This window comes from Fulvivirga sedimenti (assembly GCF_020328055.1).
Genome location: NZ_JAIXNE010000002.1, coordinates 919,727 through 935,218 on the forward strand (window position 1 = coordinate 919,727; position 15,492 = coordinate 935,218).

The following is a 15,492-nucleotide window of genomic DNA, read 5'->3' on the forward strand; positions in this document are numbered from 1 at the left end:
GATATGTATGTTTGTTTAGCTTGAATCGTTAAGTTAGTATGCTATGTCAATTTTTCACTAACCTTTCATAAAATTATGAAACGTTTCCTCTCCATTTTTCTTCTGACAACTCTCATTGCAGCTGCAACATCATACAAATCCCGCGCACAGGAAGTAGGTTTGTCCTTTTCATATTTCATCCCGAAGAACGGATACTTTTCCACCCCCATAAGTCCGTTTTCACTGCGTGGAGTGGGCGTCGACCTGAACAGATATATGGCTATTCAGACGGGATTCTCACTTTACCGGATGTCCGGAATGAACGTTAAGGATATTGAAAATATCGAAACAAATGATGCGATCGTAGGTCCTAATTTTACTATTATGGTTCCCCTTGAACTGGTGTTGCAGCTGGTTGGGCAATCGACAGAATTCCGCATCAAAGGAGGCGGCTTCGCTTTCTATGGTTTCGCCAACAAAATCAATAATGGCAACCTGGACAAGGCCATTCGAAAGTACGAATCATGGGATGTGGCCGATTCAGATGTGGATGGCAAACATGGAATTGGACTGGGTTTCTTCTTTGGAACAGAGTTCGTTTTCTATGTTTCCAATCAGTGGGGAGTATCACTGGAGGCTAACTATTTCATCGGGGATGCGCCCTTTGAAATGACTGGAAGCTATATAGGAGGAACGATGAGCGGGCCACTGGAAACGCGACCGATCGACTGGAAAGATGCAAAAATAGATTACACTGGGCTCGAGATTTCTATCGGAATTTTATTTGGCACCTGATCAGACGCGCTGACAGATCATATTATAGGGGCAATATTCACATATTTTTGAATTCTCCGTTTGTACATACACAGCGGAAGGAGAAAAGATTTTCCCGAGCAACTGGTCCAGCTCCTGCTCATATTGCCGATACGCGGAAAGGCTTGTTACGCGCGATTTGAGCTTCTTATCATAGAAAAGGGGGTCTGCATCCTGGAAGAGCACATCTCGGTTATAGACCGCAGGAATAACCTTGTCGGTATCGGCCTCTGACAAATACAACACGGCATAAAACATTGTCTGAAATGCGGCCTTATTCCTTTTTTCCTGAAAAAGACTATCCAATCCATCGAACTCCGATGAATCCGAACCTGTCTTGAAATCCACAATGCGGATCAGACCATCCTTCATGTCAATCCGGTCTACCGTACCCCCAACATAAACCTCAATGCCATCCTTCAGCAATCGCCTTCCCTCCACCTTTTTTTCAAGACCCAGTACCTTGAACGGAGCATAGGCTTCATCCTTATCAAGGATTCTTAGCAGAAATTTCTCAGCGACGCTGGCTGCAATGATATTTTTTCCTTCCGGCTCATACTGCTCACCATCTTCAATCTTATATCGTTTACGGAAACCGGCAATTACGGCATCCTTGATCCTGGGTTTGAGTTTTTTAACGTCCTCAGGGGATACTTCTTTTCCTAAATACGGAGTGTAAAGAAATTCGATACCCTCATGTATCAGCGAACCAAGCGTTCGGGCATCCACATTATCCTCAAGCTCATCGGATTCATAAAGCCTGGCAACATACCTGAAGAAAAATTTTAAACTGCAGTCAAGGTACGTATTCATCGCACTGGGAGCGAGTCTCTTGTTTGTATCCCGCCCTGTATATCTGCTCAATCGGCCCAATGTTTCCTCATCCTGGGGCACCATGATGGGCGATGTTCGCCCGGCATTGGCCTTACTGCGAAGTAGAATATTACTTACTTTCATTGGCCGCTCGTATATCAGTTGCTTGAGAAACCTGCTCATTTCTTCACCACCCAGATCATCCCCTTCCGTATTGTAAATGAATATGGCCTTACCCGCATTATGAAGAAGCCTGTAAAACAAATATGCATAAATGGCGTCCTGCTGATCAAAATGAGGCAAATCATAGGCCTTCCGCAGATTGTATGGAATATAGGAATGCTTGTTCTTTCCTGCGGGAAATGATTCTTCATTCATGCCCAGCACGAATATATGATCGAAATCCAGGTTTCTGGTTTCAAGAACTCCCATGATCTGCAATCCCTCCAGGGGCTCGCCCGTAAAGGGTATTTTATCCATGCGCACAAGTTGCCTGAAAAGACGCCTGAAGGTGTCAACACCGATTTTATAATCCATCATTTCCCGGTAGCGGTTCAGGTGCTTCAGAAAATAATGAATATGTGAGTTTGATATCTGTTCTGCAGAGATCACCGATAATTCCTCCAGGATGGATATCAGGTAGGAAACGAAGTCTCCATCGGTATCCGCGAAAATCTTTCTGTAAAGCGGAGTGATTGCAAGGCTGGGAATATTCCAGTAAAGCCGTTGCTCATGTTCATTTTTCCAGGGCCGTTCTGCCGGCAGGTGATCAGTCATCATCGGATGATTTTCAATTGCCAGAATCTGACGGTAATGAAATTTGATTTCCCCGTCCTGTTTGCGGGCCAGCAGATGTAATTCAGAAATGAGTTCGATAAATCCGCTCAGTGGAGCATAGATCAGCGGAAAACCCATGGTGATATTAATGGTCTGTACAGATTCGGGCAGCGAATGCAATACGGGCAGCAATAATGTTTCATCAGCAAGTACGACCGCTATGCGGCGTTGATCAAGTTCCGGGTTTTGCTCCAGTGTCTTTTGAAGCAAACTGCTGCAAAGTTTGGCCTGTCCGACATATTGAGGCACGCCGATAATTTGAACCTCCTGATCACCTGCACCGATCATGGCAGGCAGCACTTCAGGAATGGTATGTTTCAATTGCCTGTCATGCCGGAAAGCACGGATAAATCGTCCGGCTTCCTGACGTTTGTCGTTAACGTAATATTCGTCTACATCCCAGAAAATTCGTGTTGTCGGACGCCCGAGCAGGTGCTTGACAATCTTCTCTTCCGCAAACGTGAGGGCATTGAAGCCTGCAAACCACAAAATATCACCCGGTTGTCTCCAACTATGAGTCTCCACGTTTTCTGCAAGCTGTCTGTACATACTGCCCTCATAGCAATAACCATCTTCCTTGAGACGCGCTGTGAATGCGTCATATACATCATTCAGCCGGTTCCATATTTTAAGAAATTGTTCCTGTGACTCAGATCGATCACCATCAAATCCACGCCAGAATGACTGAATAAGCGCTTTCTGTTCTTCACTGAGAAAATCAAACGCCATATCAAGCTCTTTCTGGCGGCTCAAATCTTTATAGATATTCTGAGCAGGAACGAGGTATTTATCAATCTCATCAAAATCACGGAGCAACATCTGCCCCCAGAAGTAAAAATCCTCAAAGGCTTCGCCTGTGGGAATAATTTTATGATAAACCTTATACAACTCAAAGGTGAGAAAAAGCGCATCCGGAACAACCAGGTTTGATTCACGTTGAACAAGCTCCCGAAAAGAAATGATGGACGGGGCCCAAACAGGTCGTTCTGCCCTGGTTCTTAAAATCTGGCGCAAATACAATCCGGCACGCTGGTTTGGAAATACCACTGTTACACGACTCATATCGTCGCCATGTTCCCGGATCAATTCTTCCGCAACCTGGTATAAAAACCCCTTCATTGTACTTGAATTATATTTAAATCTTCCAGGTATAAAATTCTTCCCTCCACCTTACCGGTATATAGTTCCTTTACAAGCGAGAGGTAAGTCTTCATTTGTTCCATATCCGCTGATTTGGGGATTCCGGTTTTATAATCGATCACCATGGTATGGCCCTGCCGGTGTATTACCCTGTCAGGCCTGAATTCCTGACCATTCGAAAAAATAGCCTGTTCATTTCTTACTTCCCAGGAATTATCAAACCACTGTCGCACTTCAGGCGTTCTGAAAGCTTCCTTAAGTCGCGACCGGAGCCCTTCAAACTGCTGATCAGTCAGACCTTCAGCAAAACGTGTTTCGGTAAGTACCCCGGAAACATCATCCAAATATTTAACCCTTGAAAGAATATCATGCACGAGAATTCCAATGGAAATGGAAATCTGCTGCTGCTCATTACGAATTCGCTCCGGAACAGGTTTTAACCTCGTTTTTTTCTGCCAGTCAAAGAATGAATAATGATCAATTTCTATCTCCGGGAAGGGTGTCCCTGGCGCTCCGGCATAAACAAAATCAGGATTGCCATAACTAATAATATCTTCCTCCCGCTGTATGGGAAGCGGGAAAGAAGGATTCAGCAAAAGTTCTTCCACTACCTTTGAAATTCTTGAGTCCCAATCGCCTCTCTTTGCCATAAACCAGAGGTCGTGTGCCGAGCGTGTAAAAGCCACATACAACATATTCAGACTATCCAGGTAGTTCTTATACGATTCTTCTCTGAATTCACCAGCAAAGGCTGTATCCTTCAGCCCGCTGGAGAAATTAACCGGCACACGTGTCGGACCGGTAGGATCCGTCTCATATATGAACCAGTTAACGCCCTTGTCATTATTCAAATCCCAGTTCAAAAAAGGAAGCAGCACAGAATGAAATTCAAGCCCCTTAGCCTTGTGAATGGTCATTATGCGGATGGCGTCAAGGTCATCGGCAATTCGAATGCTTTCTTTATGAAGCTTGTCATCCCAGAAATCAATAAAACCCTGAACATCCCCTTTCTCCCTTTTCATATATGAAAGGACATGGTCCTGAAATGTCTGTAAATAGGGAAAATGACCCCTGGAATCCTGCAACCCAAGAATGCTTATCAAATTTTCAACCATGGAGAAAAGCGGGAGGCGCTTTAGTGCGGCGATGTGCAAAAGCAACTTCTGCTCCATTTCATCCTGTTGAAAAACATGCCTCTCCGATCCCGAAGAATTCAGCTGTCTGTAAAAATGCAGAAGTGCCGCACGGGTTAAATCATCTTCTGCATTATTTATATAACGAAGCGCAGCAATTAAACAGCTCACTGCGGTGGAGGCCGACAGATGAAGGGTCTCATTGGAAACCACATCAAATGAATATCCCTCTTCATGGTATTGCATGAGATACTCCGCGATCTTTTTCCCATCCTTGTTACGCCGTACCAGGATTGCCGTTTCTTTCAAAGGAACCTTCCGGTCCTGAAGATTTTTAAGCACTTCCACAATCTGCGGAAACACCATTTCATCATACGTATCATTATCCAGAAACCTACCCTCTACGTAGCCTTCCGGATCCGATGCTTTGCCAGCAAAGTTTTGCTTAACGTCACTGAAAATGTCCCGTAATCTCAATTCAATATCATATACCGGATCTTCAGTGAGTTTTTCAAAAGACTTTTTTAATACTGCCGGAATCTCTGAAAAAACCGCATTATTGAAGTCGACGATATTCTTGCGGCTTCGATAATTGGTAGCCAGGTTCAGGACACGCGGACCAAATCTTTGGAAGGTGTTCTCCACTTCGGTTTGCAGTAATTCCAGATCTCCTCCCCTCCACCGGTATATAGATTGTTTTACATCTCCCACGATAAGGTTCGTCTTGCCTTCAGACAGGCTGTTTTCTATGAGTGGACGAAAGCTGTCCCATTGAAACCTGGACGTATCCTGGAACTCATCAATAAGATAGTTTTCAAAAAAGGAGCCTACCTTTTCATAAATAAAGGGCGCATCCGTCTCCTTGACAAGTTTTCGAATAAGTCGGGTTGCATCGGATATAAAGAGAATATCGTGCTCTTTTTTATTAGTATCCAGTTTTCGGAGCAGATCCCTTGCCAGCGCAAAGAGATAAATATTTTTATATACTGCCTTTGCGGTTTTATATTCAAAAATGTGGTCATCCCAGAAGGTTAGCACCTGGTATGCAATTTCCTGAAAAGCTGATGCATCCAGGGTGGCTATTTCACCAGCCAGTATCTTGGTATTAGCTTTGGAAAACCAACTTCCTTCACCGGAGGCACAGGTTCGGAAGGTTTTGGTTAGTTTCTTCTCATCATAATTTCGGGCAGAAAGATTAAACAGGAAATTTGCTGCGCTTGCCCGCATGAAATCATGCTGTTCCAGTCCGCAAGCATGAATGGTGCTTACAGCCCTCTGACCCAGCTGCTGGAGCTTATCTTCAAATCCCCTGACTTTCCCGGCAGCAATTTCACGAAGCTGTTCAAACCTTGAATCTTCATACGTTTTAATTTCATTTTCGATGGAACGAAATGACTCCTGATCCAGCTCCTTGAGAAATGCCAGCAGTTCTCTCTCCACTTCCCACGCCTTTGCATACTCCAGTTTGGAAAAACTAAATTCTGCCAGCCAGCTGCGGATGTGTTTGTTCGAATCAACCTCTTCCATCAGGTCACGAATCACCTCCCGGTAAACCAGATCCTGTTCCAGTTCAAGCCGGTACCCACCAGCAATATGAAGCTCCCGCGCAAAGCTGCGAATGATCTGCTGAAAGAAGGCATCGATAGTGGTAATGGCAAAATGACTGTAGTGATGCAGGACTTCAGATAGCAGCGCTGCGCAGCGTTCCTGAAACTCCTTCGGAGACCAATCCAGTTGGCGCTGAAGTTCCTTCGCCATAGTATCCTCCAGATCACCCCTGGAAAACTGGTCAAGCTTCGCGATGATCCGATCTTTCATCTCCTTCATCGCCTTATTGGTAAACGTCACCGCCAGGATCTTCCTGTAGGCATAGCGATCTCGGGCTGATAATGCCAGCAGAATATATTCCCGCGTTAACGTATATGTTTTACCCGAGCCCGCAGAGGATCGGTAAATGGTGAGTGACTCAGTCTCCAGGAAATCTTGTGTGATCATGTCTGACTAAACTAGGATTTAATGCCGGTTTTGGCAATATTCACATACAGATCATTTCAGGTTACCCGTTCCTTAAAAAGCGAATAAAGAGTATATGAGATCACTGTTATTATTTTTAGTTGTCGGCTTAGTTGCAATTTCATCCTGTGATGAAACAAAATTCATATCAGCAACCAGATCCACCAGCATCAGTGATAGTCTTGTTGCCGTGGTTCTGGAAGCAATGCCGAACGAAATTACCGGTGAACGGATACTGAGTACAGCGACCAATCCCGAAATCGCAGAATTCGAGGAACGGATATCAGATTTTGACGTTGATTCACTGGTCTTTTCCATTTCCGAATACGTAGGAGATATGGACATCGAACTCCGGTCTAACCAGCTTTTGCTGATGGATCTGGATCGAAATGAATTATTACCCGCCGTTAATGTTCCGGACATTTCCCTTTATGAATTTAGCGAACAGGGTGAAGACTATATTCTTCGGTTTACCGACGAGGAGTCGCAGGTGATCGCGGATAACTTCATTGCAGACGAGGGAATTATTGTTCAATTCCACTCCTACATAACCGGTAAGCCGGTTTCGTTCCGTATCAAAGCGACGATGTATCTAAAGGTTACCGGCGAAATACTTTAAATATCCTTATCCACATAGGTCAGAACAGGACGGTGAGTGTGATTCACAACCGATTCTGCCAGGCTGCCGGTTAATAAGTGCGCTAAACCCGTTCTGCCATGTGTTGCCATGGCTATCATGTCTGCATCGATCTGTTCGGCAAAATTGAGGATTCCTGCTTCTTCAGTGGCATCGTTGTACACATGCAATTCAAAATTTCTCAGGGAGGAGTTCTCTGCAATCTTTTCCAGTAATGGCAAGGAGTCATGATCAGCCTTAAAATTATTCGGTGTATTTACCCTGACAAGATGGATCGTAGCGTTAAAAGCTTCCTGAATATCTTTCAAAACGCTTGCGCAAGAATGTTCAGGTTTCTCGAGTGAGTTTGCGTAAACGATTCTCTCGATCTTCAATGCCTTCATGGGCTCATGGATCGTAAGTACAGGACACTTCGCATGGCGTACGACCCTCTCTGCATTGGAACCAATGATAAATTCCTCGAACCCGCTCGAGCCCTTGGTGCCCATTACCACCAGATCGATATTCTTCTGTGAAATGATATCCTTCACTCCATAATAAATATCGCCAACGTGTAATTCAGTATTCACCTTAAGGTCCTTCATGTCAGGCCTTTTCAGAATTTCAGCAAGCTCTTCCTTTCCTTTTTCAATCAATTTCAGCACAAACAGGCGATCCTGCATATCTGGTAAGGCCACTTCACCGGTATAATGAACAGTGGGCAGGGTACCATCTACCACTACGTGAAGAAATGTTAATTCGGCGTTAAGCTTTCGGGCAAGATATGCACCTAAATCCACGGCGTATCCCGCCTGAGTGCTAAAATCTGTGGGTACGAGTATATGTTTCATTGCTTTTTTCTCTGTTTGCTACAAACTAACCATTAACCTGTAGTAAATGTATGAAAAAAGCCCCTTACAGGGCCTGAGATTTGTCAGTTATTTGAACTTGTAAACAGTCCGTTTTCTCGAAGGCATTCAGCCTTTCCTTTCAGGAATTTGATAGGATTATTCCAGCGCCAAAGGTAAGAACAAATAACAGTGTGCTCAGCGCCATTTGCTTCAGATACGGATCAAGGGCTGCACTTGTGCGTGCATTTTTAACAGCAATCCCATTTCGGATGATCACCGGAAATGATACTACAAACAACCACTGCCAGACATCCTGGTAATTCAGTAATACAAATACGACCGAGGCAGCCATTCCGCTCACAAGCAGAAACCAGTGATATCTGACTGCTTTTTCACGTCCGATTCGAACAGGAATGGAATATTTGCCGGCTTTACGGTCAGATTCGATATCCCGGATATTATTCACATTCAGCACTGCCACGGCAAATACGCCACAGGAATAAGCGGGCAGAAGGTAGGCTGAAATGAATTGCTGAGTATAGAGATAATAGGATCCCAGAACCCCTACCAATCCAAAAAATAATAAAACCGACAGGTCACCCAATCCCATATATCCATAAGGCTTTCTGCCGGCAGTGTAGGCGACAGCTGCAAGAATGGATAATAATCCCAGTCCGAAGAAAAACAAAAGGGCCTCAGGATTCCACCCAAAGGCAACATAAAGCAATGATATCCCGCAAATGAGAGCGAATGCGACAAAGATACCCATGGCGGTTTTCATTTGCGCCAGGGAGATCACACCGGATTGTACCATGCGACTGGGACCAGTCCGTTCGCCGTGATCTGCGCCATGTACCGAATCTCCGTAGTCATTGGCCAGGTTGGAAAGAATCTGAAGCAAGATGGTTGTTAGCGCACAAAGGACGAAGACGGGCCATTGAAAATGACCGTCTCCGGCAGCCAGAAAGGAACCCATGCCGATACTCGAAAGTGCGAGCGGCAATGTGCGTAGACGAAATGCGGTTATCCAGGGAGAAACTGCCATATCACATTCGTTCTGGTACATGAATTCCCAGCAGGCTCATTCCAAGCCGGATAACCCGGGCAATTTCCGATGAAATGAGCACCCGTATCTTCAGTTTATTCGTATCCTCTTCCGCAAAAATCGGTATCTCCTGATAGAACCGGTTATATTCCTTGGCCAGGTCATAAACATAATTGGCAATGATATCAGGGGCATAATTTTCACCTGCCTCGCTCACCTTTATGGGATACTGACTTACAAGTTGAATAAGATATGTTTCAACTTCCAGCAGACTGGTATCTGAGTCGATGTTATCAAATCCAATTTCAAGTTGTTCCGCCTTTCGGAGGATAGCACAGATTCGTGCATGAGTATATTGAATGAACGGTGCGGTATTGCCCTGAAACTGGATGGACTCATTAGGGTCGAATAACATACGTTTCCTTGGATCAACCTTCAACAGGAAGTATTTCAACGCGCCCAGTCCGAGTGTCTCATATAACTCTCGAGCCTGGGCATTGGTAAAACCCTCAATTTTTCCAAGCTCCTGGGTATGCTGACCGGCTGTTTCAACCATTTCCTCCATCAGATCATCTGCATCTACCACGGTCCCCTCGCGTGATTTCATTTTACCGGTTGGAAGATCCACCATTCCATAGCTGAGGTGATAGCATTCTTTTGCCCACGAATAACCGAGCTTATCCAGGATCAGAAACAGGACTTTAAAGTGATATTCCTGCTCATTGCCAACCGTATAGATCTGCCTGATAATATCGGGGAATTCACGATATCTGAGTATCGCCGTACCAATGTCCTGGGTCATATAAACCGATGTGCCATCGGCCCGAAGCAATAATTTTTGATCCAGTCCATCCTCGCTCAAATCCACCCAAACAGAATTATCTTCTTTTTGATAGAAGATTCCCTGTTCAAGTCCTTTCAATACTTCCTCTTTCCCGAGCAGAAATGTTTCGGACTCATAGTAGAGCTTGTCAAAATCCACACCCATTCGTTTATATGTGGCATTGAATCCTGTATAAACCCATTGATTCATTTGTTCCCACAAGGCATAAACCTCCGGATCCTTCTGCTCCCACTTACGCAACATGTCCTGGGCCTCCAGCATGATGGGAGCCGATTTTTCAGCCTCCTCCTGTGACTTGCCCTGATCAATCAGTGAAGCGATCTCCTTTTTATATTCTTTATCGAATTTCACATAATAGTCGCCTACCAGCTTATCACCTTTCTTTCCGGTAGAATCGGGTGTTGCTCCTTCTCCAAAACGTTTCCAGGCAACCATCGATTTACAAATGTGTATACCCCGGTCATTAATGATCTGGACTTTGTGCACTGTATAACCGTTGGCTTTCAGTATTTCCGCGACCGACCAGCCGAGGAAATTATTTCTCAGGTGCCCCAGGTGCAGCGGCTTGTTTGTATTTGGTGATGAATATTCTATCATCACTTCCTCTCCACGCGCTGTACTGAACCCATATTGTGCATTGGCGTGTATACTGCCAATCACACTGATCCAGGCTGAGTCATGGAGCGACAAATTCAAAAATCCTTTAACAACGTTGAAGTCACGAACCAGTGGTGAGTTAGCGGCCAGCCACTCCCCCAGTTGTTCGGCAGTTTGTTCCGGTCCTTTTTTTGAAATCCTTGAAAAGGGGAAACAAACAAGAGTATGCGAACCTTCGAAATCCTTTCTGGTTGGTTGCAACGTTACATCACCTTCTGCAATTTCAGCATCAAAGCAGGCACCAAATGCGCGAATGATATCTTTGATCAGTTGTTCTTCAAGCATTCTTTTTTCTTCAGTTTTACTTCATACAGATCCTTGCGGCGATCCAGCAGGTTTCGAACACTTCCATGCATATGAAGTTCCCGCAAATCATCCAGATCTACATCGGCTATGATCGTATTTTCTGTATTCGGAGTGCCCTCGGCAACCACCGCGTTCTGAGGAAAAGCAAAATCAGATGGTGAAAAAACCGCCGACTGCCCAAACTGAATATCCATATTTTTCACTTTAGGCAGGTTACCCACACTTCCCGAAATTGCTACATAACACTCATTTTCAATAGCCCTGGCCTGGGAACAAACACGCACGCGCTGGTAGCCGTTCTGCATATCGGTGGCAAAGGGGACAATAAGTATTTCCATCCCTTTTTCTGCCATAATTCTGCTGAGTTCGGGAAATTCCACATCGTAACAAATGAGAATGCCAATTTTCGCCACATCCGTGTCAAAAACATGGATCTTATCACCTCCCGACATACCCCAGTCGCCCCGTTCCGCCGGTGTGGGGTGAATTTTATACTGAGCCTCGAATGTACCGTCCCTTCGGCAAAGATAGGCCACATTGTAAAGCCGTTCATTCTCATAAACCGGCATGCTTCCAGCGATTATGTTTATGTTGTAGCTAACGGCGAATTCCACGATCTTCTCACGGATCTGTTCGGTATAATTTGCAAGCTTCCGGATCGCCTGTGCGGTATCACTTTCATTGAACTCAGCCATGAGCGGGGCATTGAATAATTCCGGGAAAACAAGGAAATCCGCTTTATACCCGCTTACCGCATCCACAAAAAACTCAACGTTATCGAAGAAAGACTCAACCGACCGAACTGCACGTAATTGCCATTGAACCACACCGATCCGGGCATAACTCTTACGAACGCGGATAGGATCTTCCGACTCTTCATAATAAATATTATTCCACTCTACCAGCACCGCATAATTACGGGAAGCCTTATCACCCGGCAGGTAGTTGTGGAGAATTTTCTTGACATGGAAATCATTGCTGATCTGGAAATAAAGCACCGGATCATAGATTTCTTTGGTTCTTACTTTCTGTATATAATCCTTTGGTTTCAGGTCATCACTGTATTTGTGATAGTTTGGCATCCGTCCACCCGCAATGATCGATCGCAGATTCAGCTGTTCACAAAGTTCCTTCCGTGCGTCGTATAGCCGCCGTCCCAGACGCATACCACGGTACTCAGGATCAACGCAAACTTCTATCGCATACAGAACATCCCCGTTGGGGTTATGTGTGTCAAAGGTTTCATTACCCGTGATTTTCTGAAACGTATGGTTATCGCCGAATTTTTTGTAATCCACTACCAATGACAAGGCAAATGCTACGATCTCACCATGATCCTCAACACCTATCTGTCCTTCAGGGAATAATTTCAGTAATTTCTTAATCTGTGATTTACTCCAGACATCATGCATTAAATGATAGGAGACCGCCATGATTTCAGCAATACGATCATAATCCCGGATTGTCAGATTCCGGGTTACAAGCAGATGTTGGGTACTTTCATTTTTATTTTCGATCATAATTACCAGCCCAGTATGTAGGCGAATATCAAGGGTGCCACGATAGTCGCATCCGATTCAACGATATATTTTGGAGTATCTATGCCCAGCTTTCCCCAGGTTATTTTCTCATTAGGAACAGCACCGGAATAGGAACCATAACTGGTGGTTGAATCAGAGATCTGACAAAAATAACTCCAGAAAGGCGTATCGTGACGTTCCATGTCCTGATATAGCATAGGAACAACGCAAATGGGGAAATCTCCTGCAATACCTCCTCCGATCTGGAAAAATCCCACTCCTTCATCCCCGGCAGAAGCAGTATACCAGTCGGCCAGGAAGGTCATGTATTCAATGCCAGATTTCATCGTTGACGGCTTCAATTCTCCTTTTAAACAATAGGAAGCGAATATATTTCCAAGTGTTGAATCTTCCCACCCTGGAACCACCATTGGTAAATTCTTTTTGGCAGCTGCAATCATCCAGCTGTTGGACGGGTCTATTTCATAGTATTCCTGCATCACACCCGAGTTCAGTAAGCGAAACAGATACTCATGGGGGAACAAGCGCTCACCATTGTCTTCCGCATCCTTCCAAATCTTAAAAATGTGTTTTTGTATTCTTCTGAAGGCCTCCTCTTCCGGAATACAGGTATCGGTCACGCGATTCAGTCCCTGTTCGAGCAGATCCCACTCTTCCTGAGGTGTGAGATCCCGGTAGTTGGGAACCCTCTTGTAATGATTATGGGCAACCAGATTCATTACATCCTCTTCCAGGTTGGCTCCGGTGCAACTGATGATATGAACCTTATCCTGACGAATCATTTCGGCCAGTGATTTTCCCAGTTCAGCTGTACTCATGGCGCCCGCCAGGGAGATGAGCATTTTCTTATTTTCTGAGAGGTGTTTTTTATAACCACGGGCGGCGTCAACCAATGCAGCTGCATTGAAATGAAGATAGTGGTGTTCGATGAATTCAGAAATTGACTTGTGCATTTTTTATGTTTTAATGGTTTTGCTTGCAGGGAGGAATACTTCAGCCATCATGCAACGGGCACTCCCGCCGCCAAGAGCTTCAATCGTATCCAGCGAACTGTAAATAATTTCGCAATGTGCCTGCAACTGATTGAGTTGTTTCTCAGTAAGTGATTGATATGCCGCTTCAGACATCACCAAATATTTATTTTCAGGAGTATCATATGAACGTACTTGAAGCATATTCCCGGCAAATTGCTGTACCTGGTCCTCCGTAATATAAATAATTTCCTTTCCTGTTTGTTCAAGGACTTCTATTACCTTCAATTTTTCATCAGGGTCATCTATGCAATCAGCACAAACCACCGCAAATGTATCCCCTACACACATCATTACATTGGTGTGATAAATAGGCAGACGGTTTTGGCCCACACTCTGATACGCGGTAAATGTGACTGCCTTATAATCGAACGACCTGCAAAACTCTTCGAGCACATCAATATCAGTCCGTTCAGACAACGCAGCATATGCAATTCGGTTTTCCCTGTCGAAGACCATGCTGCCGGTTCCTTCGAGGTATTTCCCATCGTCCTCAAATCGTGTCAGGTCGATTTTATCAGTAACCTTCAACGAATATTCAGTACCCAGCTTATCAAACATATCTGCTCGTCGTTCTTTCCGCCTGTTCTCAGCAAACATCGGATATAGCCCGACACGACCGTCAGCGTGAAATGAAACCCAGTTGTTCGGAAAGATTGAATCAGGAGTTTCAGGATAGGGTGTATCTTCAATAACTATGACACGCACACCATTTTTACGTAAAATGGCCACAAAATTATCAAATTCAGTCTGTGCCCGTTGTTGTACTTCAGCCGGATCCAGGTCATCCAGCACCTTTTGATAATAGTTATTAACAGCGGTTTGTTCATTAAAATGAAAATTCACCGGCCTAACCATGAGGATTGTATCGGTAATAAACTTAGGCATCTGAAGTAAATTTAAAAGGTTCGCAAAAGTGGAAGTGTGGCACATCGCAGCAGACCCTCCATCTTTGATATTTCAGCAAAGTTTATCTCTTCAACAATAAACCCCCGCTCTCGTAAAATGCCATTTAACCGGGTAAAGCCTTTTTCCGAAACAATAACGTCGGGTGCAATGGAAAATACATTTGAATTCATAAAATACATTTCCTCCCGGGTAATCTCTATAAGATTTTGGCGTCCAAAAAATTCCACAAGGAATTCATAATCATCAGGATTTTTAAATCCACCCTTATAGATAATCGCTGAATCTCTGCCAATGGGCTGAAAGCAACAATCCAGGTGTAACGCATTGTCCCGCGGGTCTGTGTCGGACTTCTTTAATTCGAACGCCATAACCTTCTTGGCAGGAAATGATTCCTTCAGGAATTGGACACCCTTCTCATTGGTCCGCGCCACAACATATTTTTCAAAATCCGGGGATTTCGAATAACCGACAAAAATATGGTCCTTCCAGGGCATTACGTCCCCTCCCTCAATACGAACTTCATCTGGCACCTCCAACAAATGGTCAGGATCAATCTGATCCACGATATAATCGATTCCATCGATCTCTTTCCGGCGGTGTTTCAGAATATTTGGAATGATAAATTTATCTTCAATTACAAACCCGATATCCCGTGAAAATACCTGGTTACAGTTCTCTATGATCTGTGGCCTGTATACTGTAACTCCGTATTTTTTTAATACTGTTTCAAATTCAGTCAATTCTGACCGCAAATCGGCTTCGAGCGGAAATGAATCATTCAAAATATGTTCCCTGGTTTTTGGGTCATAGGCTTCCTCCAGTTTTGGTGTCCCGCCAAAGCTTTCCGCAGTACCTAAAACTACCGCTTTTAAGAGGGAAGTCTCATCATTAACATATACTTTGATCATAGCTCAGACTTGATAGGCTGCAAAGGTAAGGATGGCATACCTGATTAAAAAGCAGG

At 44.5% G+C, this 15,492-nt stretch carries 11 protein-coding genes; 2 read left to right on the forward strand and 9 right to left on the reverse strand.

What is annotated here, in order from left to right; translation table 11 throughout:
• Nucleotides 1-75: 75 nt before the first annotated feature.
• The gene (locus tag LDX50_RS10460) at nt 76-774 is read left to right on the forward strand and encodes a hypothetical protein (RefSeq protein WP_225698394.1); all 699 of its coding nucleotides are present in this window, start codon (nt 76-78) and stop codon (nt 772-774) included.
• Here LDX50_RS10460 and LDX50_RS10465 read toward each other — a convergent pair whose 3' ends face one another.
• Together LDX50_RS10465 and LDX50_RS10470 are read right to left on the reverse strand one after the other, a co-directional pair.
• Nucleotides 775-3,561: a PD-(D/E)XK nuclease family protein gene (locus tag LDX50_RS10465; RefSeq protein WP_225698395.1), complete on the reverse strand. Its 2,787-nt coding sequence runs from the start codon at nt 3,559-3,561 to the stop codon at nt 775-777.
• A complete protein-coding gene (locus tag LDX50_RS10470; RefSeq protein WP_225698396.1) occupies nt 3,558-6,710 on the reverse strand; it encodes a UvrD-helicase domain-containing protein in 3,153 nt (1,050 codons plus the stop codon). The genes LDX50_RS10465 and LDX50_RS10470 overlap by 4 nt, the downstream gene beginning before the upstream one ends.
• A 94-nt stretch (nt 6,711-6,804) precedes the next feature.
• Here LDX50_RS10470 and LDX50_RS10475 point away from each other — a divergent pair, with 94 nt between their 5' ends.
• A complete protein-coding gene (locus LDX50_RS10475) occupies nt 6,805-7,347 on the forward strand; it encodes a hypothetical protein (protein WP_225698397.1) in 543 nt (180 codons plus the stop codon).
• Here the strand turns inward: LDX50_RS10475 and LDX50_RS10480 are convergent.
• The 7 genes from LDX50_RS10480 to LDX50_RS10510 form a co-directional block, all read right to left on the reverse strand.
• The gene (locus tag LDX50_RS10480) at nt 7,344-8,195 is read right to left on the reverse strand and encodes a universal stress protein (protein ID WP_225698398.1); all 852 of its coding nucleotides are present in this window, start codon (nt 8,193-8,195) and stop codon (nt 7,344-7,346) included. The genes LDX50_RS10475 and LDX50_RS10480 overlap by 4 nt on opposite strands.
• 139 nt (nt 8,196-8,334) lie before the next feature.
• The gene (locus LDX50_RS10485) at nt 8,335-9,261 is read right to left on the reverse strand and encodes a 1,4-dihydroxy-2-naphthoate polyprenyltransferase (protein WP_225698399.1); all 927 of its coding nucleotides are present in this window, start codon (nt 9,259-9,261) and stop codon (nt 8,335-8,337) included.
• A complete protein-coding gene (argS, locus tag LDX50_RS10490) occupies nt 9,242-11,026 on the reverse strand; it encodes an arginine--tRNA ligase (RefSeq protein WP_225698400.1) in 1,785 nt (594 codons plus the stop codon). Before argS ends, LDX50_RS10485 begins: the two co-directional genes overlap by 20 nt.
• Nucleotides 11,008-12,567 carry a bifunctional GNAT family N-acetyltransferase/carbon-nitrogen hydrolase family protein gene (locus LDX50_RS10495; RefSeq protein WP_225698401.1) on the reverse strand — a complete coding sequence of 520 codons (1,560 nt, stop codon included), beginning with the start codon at nt 12,565-12,567 and terminating at the stop codon, nt 11,008-11,010. The genes argS and LDX50_RS10495 overlap by 19 nt, the downstream gene beginning before the upstream one ends.
• Before the next feature lie 2 nt (nt 12,568-12,569).
• The gene (locus LDX50_RS10500) at nt 12,570-13,541 is read right to left on the reverse strand and encodes a deoxyhypusine synthase family protein (RefSeq protein WP_225698402.1); all 972 of its coding nucleotides are present in this window, start codon (nt 13,539-13,541) and stop codon (nt 12,570-12,572) included.
• A gap of 3 nt (nt 13,542-13,544) precedes the next feature.
• Nucleotides 13,545-14,507, reverse strand: a complete 963-nt coding sequence (gene ctlX / locus LDX50_RS10505; protein ID WP_225698403.1) for a citrulline utilization hydrolase CtlX — start codon at nt 14,505-14,507, stop codon at nt 13,545-13,547.
• 11 nt (nt 14,508-14,518) lie between these two features.
• A complete protein-coding gene (locus LDX50_RS10510; protein ID WP_225698404.1) occupies nt 14,519-15,436 on the reverse strand; it encodes a dimethylarginine dimethylaminohydrolase family protein in 918 nt (305 codons plus the stop codon).
• Between the last annotated feature and the right edge of the window lie 56 nt (nt 15,437-15,492).